This window comes from Streptomyces brasiliensis, from assembly GCF_014647875.1.
Taxonomy (GTDB): Bacteria; Actinomycetota; Actinomycetes; order Streptomycetales; family Streptomycetaceae; genus Streptomyces; species Streptomyces brasiliensis.
The window spans coordinates 243,022-268,065 of the sequence record NZ_BMQA01000009.1 but is presented as its reverse complement, the minus strand read 5'-3'; the positions used below and the strand labels follow the sequence as shown (position 1 = coordinate 268,065).

General features: G+C 70.8%; 22 protein-coding genes and 2 pseudogenes. 11 read left to right on the top strand and 13 right to left on the bottom strand.

The features are described from left to right. Positions 1-13 precede the first annotated feature (13 nt). Positions 14-2,338 (bottom strand): glycosyltransferase, encoded by a 2,325-nt coding sequence (locus IEZ19_RS17310; protein WP_189312074.1) that lies wholly within the window; start codon positions 2,336-2,338, stop codon positions 14-16. Next, a complete protein-coding gene (locus IEZ19_RS17305; protein WP_189312073.1) occupies positions 2,335-3,801 on the bottom strand; it encodes a glycosyltransferase family 29 protein in 1,467 nt (488 codons plus the stop codon). The genes IEZ19_RS17310 and IEZ19_RS17305 overlap by 4 nt, the downstream gene beginning before the upstream one ends. 262 nt (positions 3,802-4,063) lie before the next feature. Here IEZ19_RS17305 and IEZ19_RS17300 point away from each other — a divergent pair, with 262 nt between their 5' ends. The 3 genes and pseudogenes from IEZ19_RS17300 to IEZ19_RS17290 form a co-directional block, all read left to right on the top strand. Beyond that, positions 4,064-5,230 carry an acyltransferase family protein gene (locus IEZ19_RS17300; RefSeq protein ID WP_189312072.1) on the top strand — a complete coding sequence of 389 codons (1,167 nt, stop codon included), beginning with the start codon at positions 4,064-4,066 and terminating at the stop codon, positions 5,228-5,230. Positions 5,231-5,328: 98 nt separating this feature from the next. Beyond that, positions 5,329-6,237 carry a class I SAM-dependent methyltransferase gene (locus tag IEZ19_RS17295; RefSeq protein ID WP_189312071.1) on the top strand — a complete coding sequence of 303 codons (909 nt, stop codon included), beginning with the start codon at positions 5,329-5,331 and terminating at the stop codon, positions 6,235-6,237. A gap of 12 nt (positions 6,238-6,249) precedes the next feature. Next, a pseudogene (locus tag IEZ19_RS17290) lies at positions 6,250-6,705 on the top strand (hypothetical protein); the annotation flags it as partial. On the opposite strand, the gene leuE reads toward IEZ19_RS17290, so the two are convergent. Continuing rightward, entirely contained in the window at positions 6,665-7,315 is a 651-nt protein-coding gene (leuE, locus tag IEZ19_RS17285; protein ID WP_189312070.1) for a leucine efflux protein LeuE, read from the bottom strand. The pseudogene IEZ19_RS17290 and the gene leuE overlap by 41 nt on opposite strands. A gap of 53 nt (positions 7,316-7,368) precedes the next feature. Next, a complete protein-coding gene (locus IEZ19_RS17280) occupies positions 7,369-8,949 on the bottom strand; it encodes an acyl-CoA mutase large subunit family protein (protein ID WP_189312069.1) in 1,581 nt (526 codons plus the stop codon). Positions 8,950-9,032: 83 nt separating this feature from the next. Between IEZ19_RS17280 and IEZ19_RS17275 the strand changes: the two genes are divergently transcribed. Continuing rightward, positions 9,033-9,902 (top strand): L,D-transpeptidase family protein, encoded by an 870-nt coding sequence (locus IEZ19_RS17275; RefSeq protein WP_189312068.1) that lies wholly within the window; start codon positions 9,033-9,035, stop codon positions 9,900-9,902. 219 nt (positions 9,903-10,121) lie between these two features. Here the strand turns inward: IEZ19_RS17275 and IEZ19_RS17270 are convergent, their stop codons facing one another. From IEZ19_RS17270 to IEZ19_RS17255, 4 genes are all read right to left on the bottom strand, one after another. Then, positions 10,122-11,246: a hypothetical protein gene (locus IEZ19_RS17270; RefSeq protein ID WP_189312067.1), complete on the bottom strand. Its 1,125-nt coding sequence runs from the start codon at positions 11,244-11,246 to the stop codon at positions 10,122-10,124. Beyond that, entirely contained in the window at positions 11,246-11,908 is a 663-nt protein-coding gene (locus IEZ19_RS17265) for an RNA polymerase sigma factor (RefSeq protein ID WP_189312066.1), read from the bottom strand. Before IEZ19_RS17265 ends, IEZ19_RS17270 begins: the two co-directional genes overlap by 1 nt. A 383-nt stretch (positions 11,909-12,291) precedes the next feature. After that, positions 12,292-13,242, bottom strand: coding sequence for a hypothetical protein (locus tag IEZ19_RS17260; RefSeq protein ID WP_189312065.1), 951 nt, complete (start codon positions 13,240-13,242; stop codon positions 12,292-12,294). Between the two features lie 147 nt (positions 13,243-13,389). Next, positions 13,390-14,022: an RNA polymerase sigma factor gene (locus IEZ19_RS17255; RefSeq protein ID WP_189312064.1), complete on the bottom strand. Its 633-nt coding sequence runs from the start codon at positions 14,020-14,022 to the stop codon at positions 13,390-13,392. A 438-nt stretch (positions 14,023-14,460) separates the two neighbouring features. Between IEZ19_RS17255 and IEZ19_RS17250 the strand changes: the two genes are divergently transcribed. Continuing rightward, positions 14,461-15,195 (top strand): D-Ala-D-Ala carboxypeptidase family metallohydrolase, encoded by a 735-nt coding sequence (locus tag IEZ19_RS17250; protein ID WP_189312063.1) that lies wholly within the window; start codon positions 14,461-14,463, stop codon positions 15,193-15,195. A gap of 259 nt (positions 15,196-15,454) precedes the next feature. Here IEZ19_RS17250 and IEZ19_RS17245 read toward each other — a convergent pair whose 3' ends face one another. Further along, on the bottom strand, positions 15,455-15,844 hold the full coding sequence (locus tag IEZ19_RS17245; protein ID WP_189312062.1) for a hypothetical protein: 390 nt from the start codon (positions 15,842-15,844) through the stop codon (positions 15,455-15,457). Positions 15,845-16,045: 201 nt separating this feature from the next. Between IEZ19_RS17245 and IEZ19_RS17240 the strand changes: the two genes are divergently transcribed. Continuing rightward, positions 16,046-16,534: a DUF1877 family protein gene (locus IEZ19_RS17240; protein ID WP_308428972.1), complete on the top strand. Its 489-nt coding sequence runs from the start codon at positions 16,046-16,048 to the stop codon at positions 16,532-16,534. Between the two features lie 24 nt (positions 16,535-16,558). Here the strand turns inward: IEZ19_RS17240 and IEZ19_RS17235 are convergent, their stop codons facing one another. From IEZ19_RS17235 to IEZ19_RS17220, 4 genes and pseudogenes are all read right to left on the bottom strand, one after another. Next, positions 16,559-17,128, bottom strand: coding sequence for a hypothetical protein (locus tag IEZ19_RS17235; protein WP_189312060.1), 570 nt, complete (start codon positions 17,126-17,128; stop codon positions 16,559-16,561). Positions 17,129-17,204: 76 nt separating this feature from the next. After that, a pseudogene (locus IEZ19_RS17230) lies at positions 17,205-17,705 on the bottom strand (hypothetical protein). A gap of 89 nt (positions 17,706-17,794) precedes the next feature. Then, positions 17,795-18,667, bottom strand: coding sequence for a DUF4328 domain-containing protein (locus tag IEZ19_RS17225; RefSeq protein WP_308428971.1), 873 nt, complete (start codon positions 18,665-18,667; stop codon positions 17,795-17,797). Positions 18,668-18,697: 30 nt separating this feature from the next. Beyond that, positions 18,698-20,263 carry a beta-N-acetylhexosaminidase gene (locus tag IEZ19_RS17220; protein WP_373296995.1) on the bottom strand — a complete coding sequence of 522 codons (1,566 nt, stop codon included), beginning with the start codon at positions 20,261-20,263 and terminating at the stop codon, positions 18,698-18,700. A gap of 208 nt (positions 20,264-20,471) precedes the next feature. On the opposite strand from IEZ19_RS17220, the gene IEZ19_RS17215 reads away from it, so the two are divergent. The 5 genes from IEZ19_RS17215 (at position 20,472) to IEZ19_RS17195 (ending at position 24,677) form a co-directional block, all read left to right on the top strand. Further along, entirely contained in the window at positions 20,472-21,116 is a 645-nt protein-coding gene (locus tag IEZ19_RS17215) for a 2-oxo-4-hydroxy-4-carboxy-5-ureidoimidazoline decarboxylase (protein ID WP_189312058.1), read from the top strand. A 157-nt stretch (positions 21,117-21,273) separates the two neighbouring features. Continuing rightward, a complete protein-coding gene (sdhC, locus tag IEZ19_RS17210; RefSeq protein WP_189312057.1) occupies positions 21,274-21,654 on the top strand; it encodes a succinate dehydrogenase, cytochrome b556 subunit in 381 nt (126 codons plus the stop codon). Positions 21,655-21,659: 5 nt separating this feature from the next. Continuing rightward, positions 21,660-22,142, top strand: coding sequence for a succinate dehydrogenase hydrophobic membrane anchor subunit (locus IEZ19_RS17205; protein WP_189312056.1), 483 nt, complete (start codon positions 21,660-21,662; stop codon positions 22,140-22,142). Positions 22,143-22,161: 19 nt separating this feature from the next. Beyond that, a complete protein-coding gene (gene sdhA / locus IEZ19_RS17200; RefSeq protein WP_189312055.1) occupies positions 22,162-23,916 on the top strand; it encodes a succinate dehydrogenase flavoprotein subunit in 1,755 nt (584 codons plus the stop codon). Next, the gene (locus IEZ19_RS17195) at positions 23,916-24,677 is read left to right on the top strand and encodes a succinate dehydrogenase iron-sulfur subunit (protein ID WP_189312054.1); all 762 of its coding nucleotides are present in this window, start codon (positions 23,916-23,918) and stop codon (positions 24,675-24,677) included. Before sdhA ends, IEZ19_RS17195 begins: the two co-directional genes overlap by 1 nt. The last annotated feature ends 367 nt before the right edge of the window (positions 24,678-25,044 follow it).

Sequence of the window (25,044 nt, the reverse complement as noted above, 5' to 3'; positions counted from 1 at the left end):
GCGGCAGCCCTGCTCAGCCGCCCAGGATCGCCTGGAGACGGGCCTGGTTGTCCTGCGTGACCTTCCACAGCCGCTGCTGGCGGTCGTGGACGTCGTCGACCGTGCGGGTGTGGTGGTCGAGGATGTCGATCGCCCGCTCGGTGAGCACCGCGCCGAGGTTCCGCTCGTGGACGGAGACACCCCACTCGGGGCGCTCGATGTCGTTGAGGAAGTACGCCATCTTCGGGTGCGAGATCAGGCTGATGATGGGCGTGCCGACGCCGAACGGGATCATTCCGGCGTGCCCGCGCATCCCGATGACCAGCCGGGTCTTGGCGTAGGTCTCGCGGATCTCGTCGTTGTCGAAGTCGTACATCGGGATCACCGGCAGCGAGATGCCGTGCTCGCGGCGCAGGTCGAAGGCGATGCGCTCGTCGTCCAGCGAGTGCGCCGCGCACTTGACCTCGGTGTGCGCGCCGATCGCCCTGACCGCCTTGGCGATCTCGGCGAGGAAGTGCGCGTAGTCGTGTCCGAAGCGCAGCCCCGCCCGGTCGTAGGCGGCGTTGAGCATGACCGTGTCCTCGCGGTACACGGGGTCGCTCCAGCCGGCGATCAGCTGGCGGCTGACCGTGGTCGGACAGGGCTGGAAGACGACCTTGTCGTGCAGCTCGGCCGGCAGCAGCGAGCGGACCTTCTCGATGGAGCCGTGGTTGCGCAGGCCGAAGAAGGAGGCCTTCTCCACCAGCAGGCGCAGGCTCTCGTTGAAGCGCTGGGCCCGGTACGACTGTCCGTCGAAGGCGTTGAAGCCGACCGCGTACACCATGATCGGCACGTCGACGGCGCGCAGGTGCTCGTCCGGGACGTTCCACTGCCAGGCGCTGTTGCCGTTCGGCATGGTGTCCGGGATGAACAGGCCGCCGCCGCCGATGACCAGGCCGCGCCGGGCGTTGACCCGCTCCAGGGCGGCCGCGTCGAACAGCCGGTGGGCGTGGACGGAGTGCCAGCGGCGCGAGGTGGTGTCGGGGCCGAAGCCGAGGCGCACGGTCTCCGGCAGCAGCTTGTCGCCGGCGTTGCCCTGTCGGTCCATGTAGAAGGCGACGTGGGCGAGCTGGTCCTCGGGGGCGCCCTGCTCCTGGGCGGGCACGGCGGCCGCCCGCTGCGCCCACAGCCGGCTGGGGCGGTGGGTGGGGTCGACGGAGAGGCCGGTGGTGGCGTACCGGAGGGCCTCGGTGTTGTCGCCGTGCACCCAGGCCATCTGGGCCAGCCGGGAGTAGGCGGTGGCGGCCCGGTTGGGGGCGGCGGTGGCGATCAGCAGCTGCGTCTTCGCCTCCTGGTAGCGCGAGACGCTCATCAGGGCGTGCCCGAACACCTCGTGCGGCCAGGCCGCGTCGAGCGGTATGTGGACGCTCTCCAGAAGGTCGACGGCCGCCTGGTAGTCCCCGGACGCGATGTGCGCGGCGGCGACCCGGCGGGCGCTCTCGATGTCGCCGGTGCGGCGCACGTGCGGGGTGCCGAAGTGCACGAGGAGGTCGTGGTGGAGGGCGCCGCCGAGGCCCAGGTAAGCGGCCTGGAACTCCGCGTCGCTCAGCTCGAACTCGCGCCAGCGGTCCTCGGCCTGGGCGTAACCGGCCTCGCCGCCCTGCCACGGCTTGTGGCGGCCGGTGAAGTGCAGGATGGCGGTGTCGTCTGGGACGGGCAGGTCGCCGGACAGCCGCCGCTTGACGAAGTTGTAGCGGGCGTCGAGGCGCACGAAGTCGCCGTCCAGGACGGCGTTGAGGATGCCCTGGTCGTGCTTGTCGAGCTCGTAGTCGCCGCTGCGTCCGGTCGCGTCGATCTTCGCGCAGAACTCGTCGGACAGGTACTCGCGCTGGATGACCAGCAGCCCGGAGTTGAGCTTGTGCTGACCGTAGAAGAACTGCGGGACGGCGGCGAGCCCCTCGCGCAGCTTCAGCAGCTCGCTCAGGTCGCCGAGGACGACCATGTCGGTGTCCAGGGTGATGACCGTGTCGTAGTCGCGCAGCCGGAAGATGTCGAGGATGAAGTACGCCTTGCGCACCAGGTAGTTGTCCTGGTCGCCCTTGACGTAGGAGTCGTAGTGCGTGTCGTTGACGCGGCGCAGCACGATGCGCGGGTGCAGGGCGCGGATGCGGGCGATCGACGCGGGGCGCAGGTCGTCGTAGAGGACGACGAAGTCCTCGCACACGCCCGGGTTGGACAGGGCGAGGCTGCGCAGCAGGGCCAGGAAGCCGGGCAGGTAGTTCTCGTCGACGTAGCTGGCGAAGGCGATGCGGCGCTTGCCCGTGAGGGCGCGGGCGTCGGTCGCCGGGGTGACGCTCGCGGTGGGGATGGTCGTGGTCATCGCAGGCATGTCCTCATGTCGGTCACACTCTGGGCCCGCTGCATGACCCATTCCTTCTCGCTGGTGTATTCGTGCACGGACGTGATCGCCAGCTTCATCGCCTCCTGCACGCGATACGCGCCGCTCTCGTAGAAGTCGAAGCCGATCAGGTCGAGCTTCGGGCTGACGTCCAGGAAGTCCAGCAGCCAGAGCATGTTGAAGCCCGTGGTCGGAATGCCGGACCAGACATCGTTGCCGAGCTGGCCGATGTTGCGCACGGGCCAGCGCAGCGACTCGTCGCCGAGGTACTGCTGGGCGCCGGGCACGAGGCGGTTGCGCAGGGAGTGCTTCCAGTCGCCGGAGATGCCGCCGAAGACGAGCCGGGTGGTCACCGGCTTGTCCCAGTTGAAGCCGTGCTTGTGGATGGTGGCGTGGATGTCGGTACGGCTGCCGGTGTGCTTTGGGTCGATCTTGTACGAGTTGAAGCGCACGACGAGGTCGTAGTCGTCGATCTCGCGGCCCATCGAACTGGTGCCGACGCGGCCGGAGTTGGCGATCAGACAGATCGACTTGCCGGCGATCAGGTTGCGGAACTCACCGAGGGTGATCCACTGCACGCCGTCGACGGTGGGGTTGGCGACCGGGCCGCGCATACGGACGCGGCGCTGCTCGGCGTAGAGGGCGACGGCCTCGGTGAAGGCGACGGGGTCCGCGTCGGCCACACCGGTGCGCAGGTCGAGGTACTGGCTGAGCAGTTCCTGCCGGTCGGTGACCGGGGCCTCGTCCTCGGTGAGCGAAAGAAGCGCTCCCACAAGGCGGGGTTCGGCGGCGGTCCAGTCGCCGAGGGCGTGCAGGGCGAGGCCCTCGGCCCAGACGTCGGTGGCGCGGCCGCGGGCGAACTCGGCGGCGGCCGGGACCTGGCCGCGCAGCAGGGTGATCAGATCGCGCTCACGCTCGGCCGCGCGGCGCAGTCCGGCGACCCGGGCGGCGACGCCGAAGCCGTCGTCGGTGGTCAGCCCGAGGTAGCGCTCGTAGGCCTCGACGGCCTCACGCTCCTCGCCGAGCGCCTCCAGGATGCGGGCGCGCAGCCGCCAGCCGGCGCGGGAGTTCTTGCGCTGGGCGAGGACGGTCTCGCTGATCTCCAGGGCGAGGTTCAGTTCGTCGTTGTACCCGCACTCCAGGGCCTTGTTGGCGACGGCGAGGAGAGCGTCGAGCAGCTCGTTGCTGATGCCGCCGGAGGGGGCCGTCGCACCCTTGACGGCACGCTTGAGCAGGGCGGTCGCGCCGCCGGCCGGGGCGGGCGCGGGGGCGCCGGCACCCTCGGTCGTGCACACCACGAGCAGCTTGCGCAGCTGCTCGGCGAGTTCCCCGCGCCGGCGGTCGAGGCTTCCGACGAGTTTGCCACTGTGCACAGCACACGCGCGCAGGCAGTCGTCCAGCTCCCCTCCACCGGCAGGTGTCCGCCTGTTCTGGACCCTCGTCATAGCTCTCCTGGTTTTGCCAAGCAAAGATTGGGTTTACGGCCGCATTCCCAGCGTTTACCGACACGTGGGGGCAGATGGAGAAACTAGGAAGCTAAAACGACTTCCGGGTTAACACGCCGGTACTGCCGGACGAATCGTTGGGCTGTCAACCAAGACGTACCTGTGATTCGCCCAGGTGCGGGCGCAGGGCCTCCTTCGTCCTGGGGACATCGGAGGGAACGCCCGAGATGAATGGGCCATCTTCGGGTAGGCGACTCGGATCATGGCACCTTCATCCCCCACCCTCGCTCCAGTCCCCTCTCCCCCCACCCCCGAACACGCCCCGACCGCCCCCGCCCCGAGCAGACGCGGGGGCCGGCTGCTGGCCCTCGACGGCATGCGCCTCGTGGCCGCGCTGATGGTCTGCCTCTATCACTACGCGGGGCGCGGCGGGACCGTCTCGGCGTCCTGGGGCCAGTCCCCGGACCGGATCTTCCCCGTCCTGCCCAGTGTGGCCATGTACGGCTGCCTGGGCGTGCAGTTCTTCTTCGTCATCAGCGGTTTCGTGATCTGCATGAGCAGCTGGGGCCGCACCCTCGGCGACTTCTTCCGCTCCCGTGTCGCCCGCCTCTACCCCGCCTACTGGGTCGCGCTGGTGCTGGTCACCGCCGCGTCCTTCGTCCTGCCCGTCGTCCTGAAGCCGCTGCGGCTCGACGAGTTCCTGGTCAACATGACGATGCTCCAGATGCCGATGGGCGTGCCCCGCATTCTCGGCGTGTGCTGGACGCTCTGGGTCGAGGTGCGCTTCTACGCGCTGTTCGCCCTGCTCGTGGTCGCGCGTGGCGCCACCTACCGCCGGGTGGTGCTGTTCTGCAGCGTGTGGACCCTGGCCGCGGTGATCGCCAAGAGCGCCCACAACGAGCTGACCGAGCAGCTGATCATGCCCGACTACGCGCCCTTCTTCGTCGGCGGTCTCGCCCTCTACCTGATCCACCGCTTCGGCAGCAACCTCGTGCTGTGGGGCATCGTGGCCGTCTCCTGGATGCTCGGACAGAGCACCGCCACCCGGGGCCTGTGGCAGGTCACTCCGCACGGCGACTTCCACCGGGACCCGCGCATCATCGTGCTGGTCGTCACACTGTGCTTCCTCGCGGTGGCCGCCGTCGCCCTCGGCTGGACACGCAAGGCGGCCTGGCCCTGGCTGAGCACGGCCGGGGCGCTGACGTACCCCTTCTACCTGGTGCACGAACACCTCGGCTGGTTCGTCATCCGGGTGCTGCACCGGGGCCTCGGCCTGCCGTCGTGGACGACGCTCGTGGTGACCGTGCTCGGCATGCTCGTCCTGGCCTGGCTGATCCACCGCTTCGTGGAGAAGCCGTTCGGGCCGCGGCTCAAGAAAGGCATGCAGCAAGGGAAGTTGGGTTTCCGTTCACCTCGTCTTGGCTTCTGAACCAGCCCCTCGGGCAGGCACGGTGATGCCCTCGCCCGCCGCACAGGCGTTCCACAGGGCTTCCACCGACTGCCGTATCGAGGGAGTGTCTCCTCCGCATGGCCACCACCCAGGAAAGTCCCCGCCCGCCCCGCCGCCTCGACGACGTGCCCGGCTGGTTCCCCGTGCTGGATCAGTTGCTCTTCGACTGGTTCCTGTCCCGTCAGGTCGCCGCGGGTACCCGGGGCGACCTGCTCGAAGTCGGCGTCTACATGGGCAAGAGCGCCATCTTCACCGGCCGCCGTCTGCAGCCGGGCGAGACGTACACGGTGTGCGACCTCTTCGAGGGCGACGCCCCGGACAACGCCAACCGGGCCGAGTCGACCAAGTCCTACAGCAGGCTGACCCGGAGCGTCTTCGAGGAGAACTACCTCTCCTTCCACGACGAGCTGCCCCGCGTCCTGCAGGGGCCCAGCTCGGTGGTGCCGGACGAGGTCGAGCCGGCCTCCTGCCGGTTCGTGCACATCGACGCCTCGCACCTGTACGAGCACGTGTACGGCGACATCGGCGCGGCCCACGACCTGCTCCTGCCGGACGGGATCGTGGTCCTCGACGACTTCCGCGCCGAGCACACACCCGGCGTGTCGATAGCGGCGTGGGAGGCCGTGCTCAACCGCGGCCTCCACCCGGTCTGCCTGAGCACGCAGAAGCTGTACGGCACCTGGGGCGACCCCGAGCCGGTGCAGCGCGAGCTGCTGGCGATGGTGCGGCAGCGCTCGGACTGCCGGCTGAGCGTCCAGACGGCCGCCGGGCACCGGATCGTCCGCCTGAAGTCCAACGGCATGGAGGCCCCGCCGTTCCCGCCCTCCAGGCACGCCACCGGGCCCGAGGAGCCGGCCCGCGTCGCACCGCCCGCTCCCGCGGCCGCCCGCAACGGCCTGGGGCAGCGCCGCAGCCGGGTTCGCCGGGTCGCGGTGGACCTGCTGCCCCCCGTGGTCACCCGCGCGCTGCGAAGCGCTCGCCGCTGAGGCTCGCCGGCACGGCCACGATCTGCCCCCATGCTGGGCCTGTCGACGCGGGTGCACCGCGGGCAGGTACGACGCGGAGAGGCGACGGTGCAGCTCGGGCTGGGTTACCGGGACTCGTCCCTGACCGAGGAGACGCGCACCGACCCGGCCGGGGTGCGGGCGGGCGACCGCACCCCGGACGGCAGGGTGGACGGCGTACGCCTCTTCGACGCGTTCCGGGGTCCGCACTGGACCCTGCTTGGCCCGGACGCCCCCGAACTCGGCCCGTGGGCACGCACGGTGCGGGGACCGGCCCCGGAGCCGTACGGCCCCGGCCTGTTCCTGGTCCGCCCGGAAGGCTATGTCGGCTGGGCGGGCGACACGGCGGCCGGCCTCCCCCCGTACCTCACCCGCCTCGGCCGGACCGCCTGGACGCCGGGCACTCGCGCTAGGAGCTCGCCAGCGACAGTTTCGCAGCGAAGCCGATGAACAGCGCGCCCGCCGCCGAAGTCGCGGTCGCCGACAGGCGCTTGCGGCGGCGGAACGCGGCGGCCAGCTTCGTACCGCTGAAAATCAGGGCGCTCAGGTACAGGAAGCTGGCCAGCTGGGCGAAGGTGCCGAGGACGACGAAGGAGAGCGCGGGGTAGGCGTAGCCCGGGTCGACGAACTGCACGAAGAAGGCGACGAAGAACAGGATCGCCTTGGGGTTGAACAGGCTGACGACCAGGGCACGGCGGTAGGGCCGCTCGTGCGCGGCGGGGGCGGGGGCGGGCTCCTCGGCGAGCTTCTCGCGCCGGGTCCGCCACATCCCCCAGGCGGCGCGCAGCATGCCGATCGCCAGCCAGGTCAGATATCCGGCGCCCGCGTACTTCACGATCCCGAACAGCACCACGTTCGCCTTGAGCAGCGAGGCGACCCCCGCCGCGGACAGCGTCATCAGCACGGTGTCCCCGCACCACACGCCCGCGGCGGCGGTGTAGCCCGCCCGGATCCCGCGGCGGGCGGCGACGGACAGCACGTACAGCGAGTTGGGGCCGGGCAGCAGGACGATCAGGACGACGCCTGCCAGATAGGTGGGGAGATCGATGACGCCGAACATGGAAGGAGTGTCGCACGGGGGTACGACATTCCGGGTTTCGGGGCCACGACGTCTCAGAAGGAGACCGACGGGACGTACGTCCCCCACACGTCCCGTAGCGCGTTGCAGACCTCGCCCACCGTCGCCCGTGCGCGCAGGGCCTCCTTCATCGAGTACAGGACGTTGTCCTCGCCCTCGGCCGCCTTGCGCAGGGCGGCCAGGGCCGCGTCCACCGCGGGCTGGTCGCGTTCGGCACGCAGGCGGGCGAGGCGGGCGGCCTGCCGGGTCTCGATCGCCGGGTCGACGCGGAGCGGCTCGTACGGTTCCTCCTCGTCGAGACGGAACCGGTTGACGCCGACCACGACCCGTTCGCCCGCGTCCGTCTCCTGGGCGATGCGGTAGGCGTTGCGCTCGATCTCGTCCTTCTGGAAGCCCCGTTCGATCGCCGCGACCGCGCCGCCCAGGTCCTCGACCCGGCGCATCAGATCCACCGCCGCCGCCTCCACGTCGTCCGTCATCCGCTCGACGGCGTACGAGCCCGCGAAGGGGTCAACCGTCGCCGTGACGTCCGTCTCGTGGGCCAGGACCTGCTGGGTGCGCAGGGCGAGGCGGGCGCTCTTGTCGGTGGGCAGTGCGATCGCCTCGTCGAAGGAGTTGGTGTGCAGGGACTGGGTGCCGCCGAGAACCGCGGCCAGGGCCTGCACGGCGACCCGGACCAGGTTCACCTCCGGCTGCTGGGCCGTCAGCTGGACACCTGCCGTCTGGGTGTGGAAACGGAGCATGAGCGACTTGGGGTCCCGCGCACCGAACTCCTCCCTCATCACCCGGGCCCAGATCCTGCGCGCCGCGCGGAACTTGGCGACCTCCTCGAGGAGGGTCGTCCGGGCCACGAAGAAGAAGGACAGGCGGGGGGCGAAGTCGTCCACGTCCATGCCGGCCGCCACCGCCGTACGGACGTACTCGATGCCGTCGGCCAGCGTGAACGCGATCTCCTGGGCGGGGGACGCGCCCGCCTCGGCCATGTGGTAGCCGGAGATCGAGATCGTGTTCCACTTCGGGATCTCCGCCCGGCAGTACTTGAAGATGTCCGCGATCAGGCGCAGGGACGGCTTGGGCGGGAAGATGTACGTGCCCCGCGCGATGTACTCCTTCAGGACGTCGTTCTGGATCGTGCCGGTCAGCCGGTCGGCCAGGACGCCCTGTTCCTCGGCCACCAGCTGGTAGAGGAGCAGCAGCAGGGCGGCGGGGGCGTTGATCGTCATCGACGTCGAGACCTGGTCCAGCGGGATCCCGTCGAACAGCACCCGCATGTCGTCGATCGAGTCGATCGCCACGCCGACCTTGCCGACCTCTCCGTGCGCGAGGGGCGCGTCGGAGTCGTGGCCCATCTGGGTGGGCAGGTCGAAGGCGACGGACAGGCCCGTGGTGCCGTGCGCGATGAGCTGCCGGTACCGCGCGTTGGACTCGGTGGCCGTGCCGAAACCGGCGTACTGGCGCATCGTCCAGGGCCGGACGGTGTACATCGTGGGGTACACGCCCCGGGTGAAGGGGTACGAGCCCGGCTCGCCCAGCCGCTCGGCCGGGTCCCAGCCCGCGAGGTCGCTCGGGCCGTAGAGCGGCTCGATGGGCAGTCCGGACTCCGACTCACGCGCCATGATGGGTGCCTCCGCGGGGACGTCTGTTACTCCCCACCATGCCCCGGAGTTCGCCGGCGGTCACGCGGGGAAACATACCGGGCATGAGAATCAGGGGGATCATCCGCAGCGCCGGCCGGCCCACCGCCGCGCTCACCTCGGCCGCCGCGCTCGCCCTGCTCTGCGGCTGCACCGTGCAGGCCCCGGGCTCCGACGGCAAGCACCGCTCCCCGGTGCACATACAGCTGCCGACCACCAGGCAGCCCACCAGCCCCGGCGCCACCCATGAGGCCGAACAGGCCGACCCCACGCCGGCCACCACCGCGCCGCCCCCGGCACCTCCCCGCGTCCTGTGGTCCCGCGGCGACACGGGCACCGACGTGCGCGAGCTGCAGGCCCGCCTGCGTCAGGTCGCCTGGCTCTTCGACGGGCCGACGGGGACGTACGACGACCTGACGGAGCAGGCGGTCGAAGGCTTCCAGGGCAAGCGCGGGCTGCCCCGGACGGGGAAGACCGACGCCGTCACCTGGCAGCGGCTGCTGAACATGACGCACGAGCCGGGCAAGTGGGACCTGTATCTGATGGGCGGTCAGCCGGCCGCAGCGCCGGACCCGCGCTGCATGACCGGCCGGGTGCTGTGCATCAGCAAGACGAGCCGCACGCTGCGCTGGATGGTCGACGGGCGCACGGTGTCGACGATGTCCGTGCGCTTCGGCGCGCAGTACACCCCGACGCGGGAAGGAGTGTTCCAGGTCTACTGGAAGTCACGGCACCATGTGTCGACGCTCTACGACTCCCCGATGCCGTACGCCATGTTCTTCAGCGGCGGCCAGGCGGTGCACTACTCGTACGACTTCGCGGCCCGTGGGTACGCGGGCGGCTCGCACGGCTGCGTCAACGTACGGGACGAGGCGGCGATCGCGGCTCTGTTCGCGCAGGTGAGGACCGGCGACAAGGTCGTCGTCTACTGGTGACCGACCGGGGATTCAGCAGGGCGCGGGCGGGACCGGGGGAACGTGTCCCGCCCGCGCCAGGTGCACGAGCCGTAGGTACGGGGGGAACCCCGGCTCAGTGCGACGGCCGATGACCAGTCGGCTCACTCAGTACTGCGTCCGGTCGGCCGAAAACGTCACACCCAGCGCGGAAAAAGTTCGACGAGTTGCAAAACCGCAGCTCAGGGGCGCTGGAATGGGTCAGAGCGCACTGTATGTCGGGCTCGGCGACATGGCCGGGGCCGGGCTCGTGGCGGCGTGTCCGGGCTGCAGCGGGACGAACGCGGTCGGCGTGGGCGTGGGCGTGGACGGTGCGGGCGTGGAGGGTGCGGGCGTGGCGACGTCGCCGACGCCACCATCCTGGTGATGGTCGTTGCCGGCGCCCCCGCCCGAGTGACCGGGCCCGAAGCGGCCACCGTCCCCGTCCTGGTCACCCTGGCCGTTGTCGTCACCCTGGCCGTTGTCGTCACCCTGGCCGTTCTCGTCGCCCTGCCCGCCATTGGCGTTACCGTTCTGGTCGCCCTGGTCGCCGGAGGTGTGGGCCGAGGAGCCGAGGACGGTTTCGCAGTACTTCCACACGCGCGCAGGGCCGCCCGCCACCCCCTCCAGGGCGCGCTTGCGGTCCAGGCGCAGCGTCTTGCCGTCCCGGACGTCGCGGCAGGCCGAGGGGGCGCCGCTCCACCAGTTGCCGGTGCGGCCGCTGCCGTTCCCGCCCGTGACCTGGCCGGCCTGGTCACGCTGCGACCCGTCACCGGACGTGCCGCTCGGGGAGCCGCCGGGCGTCGGCGGGCCGGACGTACCGGCGGCCTGTGTGCCGTCGGGGGACGGCGACACGAGCGGGACCTCGGGAGTCGCCGCGGACGACACCGAGGCGGCCGGCGCCGGGGAGTCCTTGTGGAACGGTGTCGGCAGGACTCCGGTTCCGGCGGCCACCGCCACCCCGCCGATCATGCCGACGGCCAGCGCCGCCGTGAGCGCCACCCGCACGGGGCGCGTCCCGCGGGAGCGGTTGCCGCTGCGGTGCGGGCGGCCGAGGCGGACCAGGCCCGCGTCGGAGGATCCGGCGGAGCGGTGCGGGGCGGCAGCGGTGTGGTGCCCCACGGCGGCCCGCTCCGCGGCCGTCACCTCGTGGGCCTTGCGGAACGCGGCCAACGCGGCTTCCTCGCCGGGGAGTTCGCCGTGGGCCGGGGCGGCGTCGGAGGCCAGGGCACCGAGGGTCTCGGCGAGCCGCTCGGCCCGTCGGCGGTCGACGGCTTCGAGTGGCTCTCCGCGCAGCAAACGTTCCGCCGTTTCACGGTTGAGCCACTGGTACTGCTCGTCGGCCATCACATGCCCTTCTGCGCCCGCGCTCGCGTATGCGTCACAGTGGCGGACGTCACCGCGCGACGGCGCGGTTCTCGCTGAGGCGGCAGGGCGTCGAGCCGGCCGGCAGATTCCGGATTCTCGCCGAGCAGCTCCGCGAGCCGCTTCAGGCCGCGGTGCGCGGCGGTGCGTACGGCGCCCGCGCGTTTGCCCAGCGTCTCCGCGGCGGTCTTGGCGTCCAGGCCCACGACCACGCGCAGGACGACCGCCTCGGCCTGATCCTGCGGGAGTTGTGCTATGAGGGAGAGGGTGTTGCTGGTAGTGAGGGCCTCGATGGCCTCGCCCGCGGTGTCGGACTCGGCGGCGCGGCTCGTGAGTTCCGTTTCGTCGCCGCCTATCGCGGGGCGGCGGCCGCGCATCCGTATGTGGTCCAGGGCGCGATTGCGGGCGATACGTGCGGCCCAGCCGCGGAAGCGGTCCGCGTCCCCACTGAACCTCTCCAGGTCCCGGGCGATCTGGAGCCAGGCCTCGGACGCGACGTCCTCGGCGTCGGGTTCGCCGACGAGCGTCCGCACATAACCGAGCAGCCGCGGATGCACCGCACGGTACACGGTCCGGAACGCGGTCTCGTCCCCGTCCTGCGCCGCACGCACCGCGGCGGTCAGCTCCGCGTCGTCCCCCAGCACAAGTGGTTCCTCAGTAGATGGTCGCGGCTTGGAGTCCGCCGATCGTTGCAGTGATCATGCATCTGCGCTCGACGCGAAAGGCACGTTACGGCCTGAAACCGCTCCTCGTCCATGACCGTACAAGGTGCAACTAACTCGTGACGACCGAGGTGTGACAGAAATGGCACACATGGCGCTGTAGGAAGTACGGGCCGCCGCGCGGCCCGTGCCGCGCGACGGCCGGGGCCTCTCCTGTGGGGGGTGGCGGCCCCGGCCGTTGCCATGGCGGCGCGTTCCGCCCCGCCAGGTCGGCCCGGAGTGAGCCGAATCACTGATGGCCGTTGGGCCTACCGGCCGCCCCAGCGCCTGCTGAATCCCGTCGGTGCCGCTGAAAGCCGTCGCGGCTACTGATTGCCGTTGGACTTCGGGACGCTGGTGCCGGCGTTGCCGTTCGCCTTACCGCTGTTGCTCGGCCGGGTGCCCTTGCCGGGGTTCTGCCCGCTCCCTCGGCCACTGTTCTGGCTGCTGCTCTGACCGTTGTTCTGGGAGCTGTCCTGACCATTGCCGTCGGCGCGGTCCCTCGACCCGGCCAACTGCTCGGCGCAGTAGGCCACGACGTTCTTCTCGCCGCCGGCGTCCTTGATCAGTCGCTGCCATGCCGTCGAGTCCAGCGCCTTGCCCCGGTCCGCGACCTGCTCGTACGCGCGGCAGTGAGCCAGGATGTCCTTGGCGGTGTCCGGGCGGTCCCGGTGCGCGGAGGAACCGGTGTCCGATCCGGCGGACGACCGCGGCGGGGCACTGGTCGCCGGGTGCGTGCCGGGCTCGCCGTCGTGGGCACCGTCCGAGGAGGAGCCGCCGATCGCGGCCACGGCGACACCGCCCAGCGTGAGGCTGGCGAGGAGCACGGACAGCGCGGTCCGCACGGAGAACTTCGCCCGCCACGACGCACGGGGCCGCCAGTCGTCCCGACGCCGGGTCCGGGCCTTGTGTGTGCCGGCGTCGCGCGCGGCGCGGAAGGCGGCTACGGCCTGCTGCTCCCCGTCGACGCCGACGCCACCACGCCGGATGGCGACGGCGAAGGCCGACTCCAGCTCGTCGTCACTGACGACGGACCGCACACCGAAGGCCGGGGCGCCGCCGGTCGACCGAGAACCGGACGCACGGCCCTCGCCGGTGACCCGAGGACCGGATGCCCCGCCCTCATCCGTGGACCAGGAACCGGACTCCGAGCCCTCGCCGGTGGGCCGAACACCGGACGCCGAACCCTCGCCCGCGCGCCGACGGCCGGTGGGCGTCGCGCCAGGGTGCACGTGCCGACGGTCGGGGAGCCCGCCGTCGCTCTGCCGTTCACCCATGTCAGTTCCCGTCCCTGTCCGATCTGTCCGTCACGCCGGATCCGCCCGGCACCCCGGGTCCACCGGTTCGCACGAGCCGCCCCGACCGTCCGGGGCGCCGTGCCACCGCGGCCGTCCCCGATCCATACGGACCCCGGCCGTCTCCGTTCATTTCGACTCCCCCAGCGTCCGGGGGCCGTCATCCGTCACACCTTCGTCAACCGCGTCCTGCACGCCGAGCTGACGGGCGAGCCGTTTCAGCCCTCGGTAAGCGGCCGTGCGCACCGCGCCGGGCCGCTTGCCGAGGACACGCGCGGCGGCCGGTCCGTCCAGTCCGACGACGACCCGCAGCAGCACCGCCTCCGCCTGGTCGCGCGGCAGTCCCCGGACCAGTTCGAGGGCGTGCTCGGTGGACATGGACTCCAGCGCCTGGTCATGGGTGTTGTGCTGCCCGGGCAGCTCCAGTACGTCCTGTTCGAGCGCCGTCGCCCGCGGCCGTACCCGCTGTCTGCGCAGATGGTCCAGCGCCCGGTGCCGGGCGATCGTGGCGGTCCAGCCGCGGAATCCCGCGCCGTCGCCCTTGAACCGTCCCAGGTCCCTGGCGATCTCCAGCCAGGCGTCGGACGCGACGTCCTCCGCGTCCTGCCCGACGAGGCCGCGCAGATAGCCGAGCAGCCCCGGCTGCACGACGCGGTAGGCCACCGCGAAGGCGGCCTCGTCGCCCTCCTGCGCCCGCGCGACGGCCGCGCCCAGTTCCCCGTCGTAGGCCTGCACGCGGCGGGGTTCCCCTACCTGGCCCAAGAACCGTCCCTGTCCGTACCGAGCTCGCGCCCCGACCGGGGCCGTCTTCGTGCTCGTGGCGAATGCGCACCGCGCGACACGGCCTCCCGCATCCCACGCCCCCAGGGGAATCAGCGTCGAAGCTCACAGAAGTGTCACAGTCACCGACGTCCTCCTGGGTCTCACCAGGTGCCCCAGCACGACCGGCGGGGCGACGACTGCAAGGACGGACGCCATGACGTGTCGGCGCGACCCGACGGCGGAGTTCGGTGTCCGTCGGCCCATCCGGACTCCGCCCGATCCCCGTCCTGCCGACTGGTACGCCGATGGTAAAGGAATCGCAACCTCCCATACCCCAGGCGCTGTTGACGCGCGTAGCGGCGGGGCCTCACCCTGGGCGCGGTCGCTGTTCGCGCGGCGGCGTCACCACCATTCGGGTTCGACGGTCGGGAGGCCGGATTGCTCAGACGCACGGCACGAATGTTCGCCACACTTGTCATGATCATGGCTGGCGCGGTCGCCGGGGTGGGCGCCACCTCGGGCACCGCGCACGCCGACGAGTGCTACACCTGGAGCCGCACTCTGTCCCAGGGCTCCTCCGGCAGCGACGTGACGCAGTTGCAGATCCGCGTCGCGGGCTGGGTGACCTCGGGCGAACGGCTCTCGTACGACGGCCAGTACGGCGCCCGGACCGCCGCCGCCGTCAAGAAGTTCCAGTCGGCGTACGGCCTGGCCGCCGACGGCGTCGCGGGCCCGCAGACCTTCAGCAAGATCTACGCGCTCCAGGACCCGGACTGCACCCCGGTCCACTTCGCGTACTCCGAGCTCAACCACTGCAACTCCGACTGGTCCGGCGGCGCGGTCTCGGCGGCCACCGCCAAGGCCAACGCCCTGAAGACCATGTGGAAGCTGGAGGCGATGCGGCACGCGCTCGGTGACGTGCCGATCACCATCTCCAGCGGCTTCCGCTCCTACGCCTGCAACAGCGCGGCCGGCGGCGCGTCCACCAGCCGTCACCTCTACGGCGACGCCGCCGACCTCACCGGCTCGCCGAGCTTCTGCACACTCGCCAAGGAAGCCCGCTCCCACGGCTTCTCGGAGATCCTCGGCCCGGGCTACCCCGACCACAACGACCACGTCCACGTGGCCCTCGACCCGTCGCCGTACTGGTCCGCACCCAACTGCGGCATCTGACGGCCGACAGCGGGCGGGGCAACCGGCCGGCCGCACCGGGCGCCCCGCCGGCACCCGCCCACCACGAACGACGAACCGATCCGACGCGGGCGCGGCGATCCTCCTCGAGAACTGCTCGACCGGCATCAGAGGCTTCGTCGCGGTCTTCAGCGAGCAGCCCGGGACGACGCCGACGCCGAAGTCCCGCGCGGATCCCGCGTCCGGGGTGGCCAACGCCGTGACCGGAAAGGTTCACCGGCTCGCGACGCCCGGCACGGCACTAGCAGGCCACCGAGGTCGCGTCCCGGCACAGCAGGCGCAGCGAGCCATGGCCGCCGAAGCAGCGGCGCGCCTCCTCGATGGGGTCCCACAGGCGGCCGTCGGGCGTGCGGACCCAGTGGTCGCCGCCGCTCGTCCACCACTCGGCGTCGGTCTGCCTCACGATCACCTCGCCGGCGTACGCCCCGAAGCCGCGCAGCACATGGTCCACGGCGGCGGGCGGGGCACCGTCGCGCCGTATCTCCTCGATCATCCGGTCGACCCGCCACAGGCTCTGTACCGAGTAGTCGAGCCGTACCCGCGCGCCCTCGCGCATCGTCGCGACCGTGTCCGCCGCCCAGCGCACCGGTTTGGCCGAGGCCTGCGGCCTGGTCTCCTGCTGTGTTGTCACATACTGCGCAGTCACATTCCGTAGAGCGAGGTCAGCGGCGTTTTCGTCACTCGGATCCGGACGGTTCCCGCAACCAGCGCAGGACCGTCGCACCGCGCGCCCACAACCGGCACAGGACTCGCCCAGGATTCGGGGTTCGTCCCCCGGCTCCGGGCCCGAGTGACGTCTCGAGCGGCCCGTGCGCTCCACTCAGTGATGAGCATGTACTTCCATCTCCGCGCGGTGCCGCCCCCGGCGCTGCGCAACAGCGCGAACTGGCTGCGCAGGCTGTTCGAGGACGACTGGGAGACGGTGCGGCAGCGGCTCGACCGGCACCGTGAGGAAATGCTGGACCGGAATTACCTCGACCATGACTTCCTGTACACCGGCGCTCCCCCGTACGACACGGTGGACGGCCCGGGGACCGACGTGGTCCTCGGCGGCCGTGCCGTCTACCACCCCGACCCCACCCGGCCGCCGTTCCTGCTGCTCACCGCGGCGGAGGCGGACCGGGTCGCCACCTATCTGGAGTCGACCGACTTCACGTACCTGTGGGACTTCGCCCGCAAGACCCTGCTGCCGGAACGAGCCGAGGCCGACACCGAGTCACAGACCAGGGCGGCGTTCGAGTCGGCGCACCAGGACCTCACGGCGTTCTACTCGGAGACGGCGCGCTACGGCGACGCGGTGGTGAAGTGGCTGGTGCTGTGAGGGCCGTGCGGACCGGTACCGGTGTCAGGCGCGGCCCCGGGCCCGCCGTGACACCACGGCCCGCAGGATCCGACGGCCCTCGACCGACACGTCGAGGGCTCGGCGCAGTCCGCCCGCGCCGTGCTCGGCGAGCAGCTCCAGGGTCGTGATCTGACGGCGCAGTTCGGCGGCGACCAGCGGAGACATGCCCTCCGTACGACCTTGGCGGTGGGGCTCGACGAAGTCGTCGGCGCCCGCGGCGTCGTCGGCCGGCTCGAGGAGCCGGTTGATCCGCAGGGCGGCGACGGAGCAGGCGTCGGCCCACTCCCTGATCCCGGCGCCCGTGGGCTCGGCCGGGGCGGCGTCGAGCATCCGGCGGGCGAGAGACGCGGCCTCGTCCTCGGCGGTCTCGCACTCGCCCGCGGCACCGAGGGTGGCGCGCGCCTTCGCGAGGCTCTCGCCCCAGTCGCCGCCACCGACCGTGAGGCTCGCCCACAGCGGCCGCAGGACCTCGTCGTCACCGCCGAGCAGCGGCACGCACCGATCCAAACAAGCCAACCCGCTGGTGGCCAGTCCGCGCTCGTCGGCCTGAGTGATCAGGTCCACCAGGCTCATGCACGCCTCCCTCGCCAGGGCGCCGCCCTCTACGGAGCCCGCACTTCCCCTTACTGCGTGCGACGACCCGGGAGTGTCACAAGGGCACCACGCCCAGCACGTCGAGGAGGCGGAAGAAGAGATTTTCGGCCAACGGATCGGGGTCGGCGGTGAACACCTCGGCCAACGCCTCGGCCCGCACCGTATGCCCCGCCTCGGCGGCCCAGGCGACCGCCCGCCCGGTCGCGTCGCGCGGCTCGAGGAAGCAGTCCTCCAGGCTCGGGCCCTCCCGGTCGGCGCCGAGGTGGCGGGCCATCGCCGCCCGCGCCAGACACGTCGTCCAGCCGCCGCTGTCCGGCCCGGGCCGCCTCGACGACCACGCAGGCGCTGTCCATCACGTACTCGAACAGCGCGGGCGCGCCGGTCAGCCGGGCGAGGGCGTGCGTGCTCCCGGCGTCACCCTCCGCGGCCGCGTACTCCCACACCAGCCATCGGGCGCCGAGTCCCGTAAGGCCCAACCCTCGCCCCCGGCCGGCGCGTCCAGTTCGCCGAGCGGGCGCTCCGCCCGGCCCACGACGAAGTACCCCCAGTAGCCCATCCCGGTCCCCCTGCGGCTCTTCGGTGCGACTCCGGCCGAATACACCACATTCGTACGGAAGTTCGCAGCCGTACTGGGGGATTGCGGGGTCACACCGCCGTGGGTACCGGACCGGCGAGCGCCTTGCGGTGCTGCATCCGGGTCAGTTCGAGCACGAAGAGGATCGCCAGCACGGCGGCGACGATGTCGAGGGCGTCCGAGAACAGCATCGTGGCGGCGGCGTCGTGCGCCTCCCACGTGTCCTCGGCGCTGTCGTACCGGGAGTCCGCTAGGCGGCCGACGAACGTCGAGCCGAGCCACAGCGTCCACCAGGCGTTGACCGGCCCGGGTGAACGCGGCGCGCCCCAGGGGATGCTGGCGTTCCAGATGTCGAGGGCGATCCGGCGCGGGAACCAGAGGTTCACGAACGGGGTGAACCAGCTCCCGATCGCCCAGCCGCGCTTCTTGGCGTGCCCGAACGGGTTGAACACCTCCGCGTTGACCCGCACCCGGTAGAACCAGCACAGGAACACGACCGCGCAGGCCAGCGTAGTGGCAACCTGGGCGACACCGGCCAGGGCGGTCAGCGTGTCGGCGTCGTCGGCCCGCCGGCCGATGGCCGCCTCGTACGTCCGGTCGGCGAGGTCGCCCGAGACGTCGAGCAGGACGACGTCCGCCCAGACCGCGAACAGGTCGGCGGCGATGACGAGTCCGAGCACGGCCGCGGCGGCCCGGCCCAGCCCCACCGGCGACCGCAGCCAGGCTCGGGGCGCCCCGGTGAACGGCGGGGCGGCCGGCGCGGCGGGCGGTGCCTCCGCGACGGCGCACCGGGTGCACAGGGTGCCGCCCGACGTGGCGGCGAAATGCTGGCAACGGGCGCAGAGCACGGCGGGTCCCCCCGGAACGAAGCGTTGGGGCCGGGCGCGGCTCTCCTCCCCGAGGCGCACGCGCGGCACGCGGAACATACGGTCCCGCCGGCTCATACGTCCACCCGATTCCGGTGGTCCGCCCCCTCAGCGCAAGGTGTCCGCCAGCTTCTTGAACTCCGCCCAGGACAACGCCGGTTTCCCCGGGTCCCAGAGCTTCTGCACGGTGGCCCGCAGCGGCATCCGGATCCCGGCGGCCACCTGTTCCTGCGTCTGGGCGTTCGCGATGTCCGCCCACACCGCGAAGGACCCGCCGAGGATCTGCGCGTCGTACCGGTCGGGCACGGTGTCGGTGCCGCGCAGCACGCGCGGGGTCCACTGCTCGTAGATCCGCTGTCCCGTGGGATAGACGAAGGTCTGCGGCTCGCCGAGGACGTAGTAGAGGAACTCGTCGTTGTAGTTGAGCACCTTGCGCCCGGCGCGCAGATACACCAGCGGCTCCCGGGCGTCGATCTCCTTTCCCGTCCAGTAGGCGACCTCGAGGTCCTTGGCGGGCTGCACGGAGGCGCTCTCGAAGAAGCCGTCGTTCCACACGCGCATGGTCCGGTCGTGGGCGCGGACGGTGCCGGCCCGGTCGTTCAGCCAGCCGGTGGCCAGGTCGGCGACGTTCCCCCCGGAGCCGAACGCTTTCTGGGCCGCGGCGGCCAGCTGCGGGTAGGAGGCCTCCGGGTCGGACCTCGTCAGCGCCTGGTACTCGTCGCCGCCGAGGTGCCAGTAGCCTCCGGAGAACAGGCCTGCGTACTCCTCGAGGAGATCGTCGACGGTCGCGCCGGAGGCGTCCTTGGAGATGTCGACGGCGCCGCGCGTGGGATCACCGTCCGCGTCGCGCAGCTCCAGATCCGGGTGCGCGTCGAGGACGGCGCCCAGATGGCCCGGCGAGTCGATCTCGGGCACTACCTCGATGTGCCGGCTCGCGGCAAGGTCCAGGATCCGCTTGACCTGGGCCTTCGTGAGGTGGTCCTTCGACACGATCTCCGGGTGACTGCTGGACTCGATCCGGAAGCCCTGGTCGTCGGAGAAGTGCAGCCCGAGCTCGTTGAACTTCAGATCGCCCAGCTCGCGCACCCGGTCCTCGATCCAGGCCGCGCTGTACGGCTTGCGCGCGATGTCCAGCATGAACCCGCGACGCGGCTTGGCCGGTTCGTCGCGCACGACGCCCTCCGGTGCCGTACCGCCGCCGTGGACCTCCTGCTTGAGCGTGCGGGTGCCGTAGAAGACGCCGGCGTCGGCGGGCCCGCTGATGTTCACGCGTCCGTCGCGCACGGTCATGGTGTACGACTCCGGGTTCGCGCCCTCCTCGCCGCTCAGCGCCAGCCGTACGTCCCCGGCGCGCACGTCGTCCTTCTCGCCCGCGTAGGACAGACCCAGCTCACCGGCGATCAGCCGCCCCTCGTCGGTCAGTTCCGGATCGCTCACCACGACACGCTCGCCGTGCGCGGGACGCCAGCCGGGGCCGCGGGCCGGCGTGTGGGCACGCACGGCGGGGATGGTGCGCGGCGCATGCGAGAGGGGATAGCTGCGGGTGGGTGACGGACTGCCGGTCGCCGTGGAGTCGGCGAACACGCTGGACTTGCCGTCGCTGCCGTCCGCCGAGACCCAGAAACCGAGCCCGACTCCGAGCGCGACCGTGCCGACGAAGGCCCCGGCCGTCACGACTTGCCTGCGCTTCGCGTCCCGCGCCGGCAGCCGGCGCCTGTGCTGACTCACACGGCCAACCTAAGGCCAACGCCGACGGCCCGCGTCCACCGACCGTTCCCGAACTCTCCCGACCGAGTGAAATTCGGGCATTCGTCGGACACGCCGTGACCAGTGTGGATAACGTGATGACACATTTCTCACAGCATCCCCTGCCATCCCACATGTGACGCGAGGACCCACGCTGCCTGCGCCCCGTCTCCCGTACGCCCCCGGACGAGCGGCCATATCGGCGCTCCCCCGGCAGACCCGCGCATCCCTCCAGGAGTTCAACACCGCCCCCGTCGACCAAGCCCTCACCACGCTCCTGACCTGCCTGCACAGCCACCGCTGGGCCCACCGCGTCGCCGCCCACCGCCCCTATCCCGACCTGGACTCGCTCCTGGCGGCGGCGGACGAGGCGGCGTACGACCTGACGGCGGGAGACCTGACGGAAGCCCTGGCCGGGGAGACACTCCCGACACTTCCGGACGGAACGTACTCAGTGGCCCATACGGCACTCAACGCCGCACACGCCGCGTACGAGGCCCGTTTCGGCCACGCTTTCGTCATCTATTTGGGTGACACCGCCCCGGAGGAGACGCTTGACCGCGTCCTGGAGGGCATCCGGGCCCGCCTCACGAACGACCGCGAGGAAGAACGGGTCGTGGCGTCGGACCAACTCCGCAAACTGGCAGGAAACAGACTGGTGACCTACCTGAGGGGCGCGGGGCAGCATCGATCAGCGGCTCCGCCGAGGGGCGCGACCAGCCCAAACGGGGCCGCATCCGGCATTTCGCGGCAGCCCCCACCCCATTGGCGGCCCAACTAGCCCGTCCGGTGCCAGTTTGATCACACCGGTAGGCCCCCTGTAAGCCTCACGGCGGCGCACGGCTAGCATGCTGGGGGCCGGTGGACCGTACCCGGCCGGGCCCGACCGACACCGAAGCCGGCGCGGCCCTCAGTCCCCGCTCCCGGAGGGTTCTTCCGTGCCGGCTGGAACGCTGTACCGCGGCAGGGAAGGAATGTGGTCCTGGGTGGCTCACCGAGTCACCGGCGTCCTCATCTTCTTCTTCCTGTTCGTTCACGTGCTGGACACCGCTCTCGTGCGTGTCTCACCCGAGGCCTACGACAAGGTCGTAGCCACGTACAAGACGCCGATCGTCGCGCTGCTGGAGTACGGCCTCGTCGCCGCCATCCTCTTCCACGCGCTCAACGGCCTGCGCGTCATCGCCGTCGACTTCTGGTCGAAGGGCCCGCGCTACCAGAAGCAGATGCTCTGGACGGTCGTCGGTGTCTGGGTCGTCCTCATGGCCGGGGCCATCTACCCCGTTCTCGGCCACGCCGCTCGTGTTCTGTTCGGGAGCTGAGGCCCATGTCCACGACTGAAACCACCGCCTCCGGGATCGGCCCCGTCGAGGGCGCCGAGCTCTACAACGTCGACCACCCGGCCCCGCTCATCGAGGCCCCGCGCCGGCGCACCAAGAAGACCCCCAAGTCCACCCGGGGCAACTTCGAACTGGCGGCCTGGCTGTTCATGCGCCTGTCCGGCATCGTGCTGGTCGTCCTGGTCATCGGTCACCTGATCATCCAGCTCGTCCTGGACGGCGGTGTCTCCAAGGTCGGCTTCGCGTTCGTGGCCGGCCGCTGGGCCAACCCGTACTGGCAGGTCTGGGACCTCGCCATGCTCTGGCTCGCGATGCTGCACGGTGCCAACGGCCTGCGCACGGTCATCAACGACTACGCGGAGCGGCCGAACAGCCGGCTGTGGCTGAAGGGCCTCCTGTACACCGCCACGGTGTTCACCATCCTGCTGGGCACGCTGGTGATCTTCACCTTCGACCCGAACATCCGCTAGGCACGGGGCTGCGAGAATCATGAAGATCCACAAGTACGACACCGTCATCGTCGGCGCCGGCGGTGCGGGCATGCGCGCGGCCATCGAGTCCACGAAGCGCAGCCGCACCGCGGTCCTGACCAAGCTCTACCCCACCCGCTCCCACACGGGCGCCGCGCAGGGCGGCATGGCCGCCGCGCTGGCCAACGTGGAGGAGGACAACTGGGAGTGGCACACCTTCGACACGGTCAAGGGCGGTGACTACCTGGTCGACCAGGACGCCGCCGAGATCCTGGCGAAGGAGGCCATCGACTCCGTCCTCGACCTGGAGAAGATGGGTCTGCCGTTCAACCGCACGCCGAACGGCACGATCGACCAGCGCCGCTTCGGCGGGCACAGCCGCAACCACGGCGAGGCGCCCGTCCGCCGGTCCTGCTACGCCGCGGACCGCACCGGCCACATGATCCTCCAGACGCTGTACCAGAACTGCGTGAAGGAGGGCGTGGAGTTCTTCAACGAGTTCTACGTCCTCGACCAGATGATCACGGAGGAGGACGGCGTCAAGAGGTCCGCCGGCGTGGTCGCCTACGAGCTGGCCACCGGCGAGATCCACGTCTTCCAGGCCAAGGCCGTGATCTACGCGTCCGGCGGCTGCGGCAAGTTCTTCAGGGTGACGTCCAACGCCCACACGCTGACCGGTGACGGTCAGGCGGCCGTCTACCGCCGGGGTCTGCCGCTGGAGGACATGGAGTTCTTCCAGTTCCACCCGACCGGCATCTGGCGCATGGGCATCCTGCTGACGGAGGGCGCCCGCGGTGAGGGCGGCATCCTCCGCAACAAGGACGGCGAGCGCTTCATGGAGAAGTACGCGCCGGTGATGAAGGACCTGGCGTCCCGTGACGTCGTGTCCCGCTCCATCTACACGGAGATCCGCGAGGGCCGCGGCTGCGGTCCCGAGGGCGACCACGTCTACCTCGACCTCACGCACCTCCCGCCGGAGCAGCTGGACGCCAAGCTCCCGGACATCACCGAGTTCGCGCGCACCTACCTGGGCATCGAGCCGTACACGGACCCGATCCCGATCCAGCCCACGGCCCACTACGCGATGGGCGGCATCCCGACGAACGTCGAGGGTGAGGTCCTGTCGGACAACTCCACGGTCGTCCCGGGCCTGTACGCGGCCGGCGAGGTCGCGTGCGTGTCGGTCCACGGCGCGAACCGCCTCGGCACGAACTCCCTCCTGGACATCAACGTGTTCGGCCGCCGGGCGGGCATCGCGGCGGCGGAGTACAGCCAGAAGGCGGACTACGTCGAACTCCCGGAGAACCCGGCGGAGTTCGTGGTCTCGCAGATCGAGCAGCTGCGTACGTCCACGGGCACCGAGCGGGTCGCCGAGATCCGCCGCGAGCTGCAGGAGACCATGGACGCGAACGTCATGGTGTTCCGCACCGAGCAGACGATCAAGACGGCCGTCGAGAAGATCGCCGAGCTGCGCGAGCGGTACAAGAACGTCGCGATCCAGGACAAGGGCAAGCGCTTCAACACGGACCTGCTGGAGGCCATCGAGCTGGGCAACCTGCTCGATCTGGCCGAGGTCATGGCGGTGTCGGCGCTGGCCCGCAAGGAGTCCCGCGGCGGTCACTACCGCGAGGACTACCCCAACCGCGACGACGTCAACTTCATGCGCCACACCATGGCGTACCGCGAGGTCGGCGACGACGGCACGGAGTCCATTCGTCTCGACTACAAGCCGGTCGTGCAGACCCGCTACCAGCCGATGGAGCGTAAGTACTGATGGCAACCCCCGTTCTGGACAAGGTGGAGGCGGAGGCCTCGGCCTCTCCCTACATCACGGTCACCTTCCGGATCCGCCGCTTCAACCCGGAGGTCTCGGCAGAGGCGGTGTGGGAAGACTTCCAGCTGGAGATCGACCCCAAGGAGCGAGTCCTCGATGGCCTCCACAAGATCAAGTGGGACCTCGACGGCACGCTGACCTTCCGCCGCTCCTGCGCCCACGGCATCTGCGGCTCGGACGCGATGCGGATCAACGGCAGGAACCGCCTCGCCTGCAAGACGCTGATCAAGGACCTCAACCCCGAGAAGCCGATCACGGTCGAGCCCATCAAGGGCCTGACGGTCCTCAAGGACCTGGTCGTCGACATGGAGCCGTTCTTCCAGGCGTACCGGGACGTCATGCCCTTCCTCATCACGAAGGAGACGAACGAGCCGACGCGCGAGCGCCTGCAGTCGGCGGAGGACCGCGCCCGCTTCGACGACACGACGAAGTGCATCTTGTGCGCGGCGTGCACGTCGTCGTGCCCCGTCTTCTGGAACGACGGCCAGTACTTCGGCCCGGCGGCCATCGTCAACGCCCACCGCTTCATCTTCGACAGCCGTGACGAGGCGGGCGAGCAGCGCCTGGAGATCCTGAACGACCGCGACGGCGTCTGGCGCTGCCGCACGACGTTCAACTGCACGGACGCCTGCCCGCGCGGCATCGAGGTGACAAAGGCGATCGCAGAGGTCAAGAAGGCCCTGATCACGCGGCGGTTCTGAGTCGCTCCGGCATGCCGGTTCGGGCCCTGCTCCCTGCCCGGGAGCAGGGCCCGAACCGTCCCTGGCCCGCCGAATCGGCGCTCCCGCCTCCCGGCTTCACTCCGGCACGGAGTTGTGATCAGCTTCCCCCTCCGACTCATTTGCGCCGCCGCTTCCTGCCCAGCGCCCCGCCTGCGCCCGCCTCGGTGACGATCGACAGGACGCGCTCGGCCGCATCACCGAGGAACTGGCGGCCACGCGCGAGGCCCTGGCGCAGGAACTCGTACGAGACGGGTTCAGCGAAGCCTGAGGCGCCGCCGCACGCGGTGGCCGACCGCCTCGGTCCGGCAACGGGGCCCTGTTTCCGTCACTTCGGAAACAGGGCCCT

Excerpts from the sequence above, each read along its gene's own strand:
- IEZ19_RS17270 (WP_189312067.1), bottom strand. The coding sequence starts at position 11,246 with ATGGCCGACGAGCAGTACCAGTGGCTCAACCGTGAAACGGCGGAACGT.
- leuE (WP_189312070.1), bottom strand. The coding sequence starts at position 7,315 with ATGTTCGGCGTCATCGATCTCCCCACCTATCTGGCAGGCGTCGTCCTG.
- IEZ19_RS17300 (WP_189312072.1), top strand. The coding sequence starts at position 4,064 with ATGGCACCTTCATCCCCCACCCTCGCTCCAGTCCCCTCTCCCCCCACC.
- IEZ19_RS17260 (WP_189312065.1), bottom strand. The coding sequence starts at position 13,242 with ATGGGTGAACGGCAGAGCGACGGCGGGCTCCCCGACCGTCGGCACGTG.
- IEZ19_RS17280 (WP_189312069.1), bottom strand. The coding sequence starts at position 8,949 with ATGGCGCGTGAGTCGGAGTCCGGACTGCCCATCGAGCCGCTCTACGGC.
- IEZ19_RS17235 (WP_189312060.1), bottom strand. The coding sequence starts at position 17,128 with ATGAGCCTGGTGGACCTGATCACTCAGGCCGACGAGCGCGGACTGGCC.
- IEZ19_RS17310 (WP_189312074.1), bottom strand. The coding sequence starts at position 2,338 with ATGACCACGACCATCCCCACCGCGAGCGTCACCCCGGCGACCGACGCC.
- IEZ19_RS17195 (WP_189312054.1), top strand. The coding sequence starts at position 23,916 with ATGGCAACCCCCGTTCTGGACAAGGTGGAGGCGGAGGCCTCGGCCTCT.
- IEZ19_RS17295 (WP_189312071.1), top strand. The coding sequence starts at position 5,329 with ATGGCCACCACCCAGGAAAGTCCCCGCCCGCCCCGCCGCCTCGACGAC.
- IEZ19_RS17305 (WP_189312073.1), bottom strand. The coding sequence starts at position 3,801 with ATGACGAGGGTCCAGAACAGGCGGACACCTGCCGGTGGAGGGGAGCTG.
- sdhA (WP_189312055.1), top strand. The coding sequence starts at position 22,162 with ATGAAGATCCACAAGTACGACACCGTCATCGTCGGCGCCGGCGGTGCG.
- IEZ19_RS17225 (WP_308428971.1), bottom strand. The coding sequence starts at position 18,667 with ATGAGCCGGCGGGACCGTATGTTCCGCGTGCCGCGCGTGCGCCTCGGG.
- IEZ19_RS17275 (WP_189312068.1), top strand. The coding sequence starts at position 9,033 with ATGAGAATCAGGGGGATCATCCGCAGCGCCGGCCGGCCCACCGCCGCG.
- IEZ19_RS17240 (WP_308428972.1), top strand. The coding sequence starts at position 16,046 with ATGTACTTCCATCTCCGCGCGGTGCCGCCCCCGGCGCTGCGCAACAGC.
- IEZ19_RS17205 (WP_189312056.1), top strand. The coding sequence starts at position 21,660 with ATGTCCACGACTGAAACCACCGCCTCCGGGATCGGCCCCGTCGAGGGC.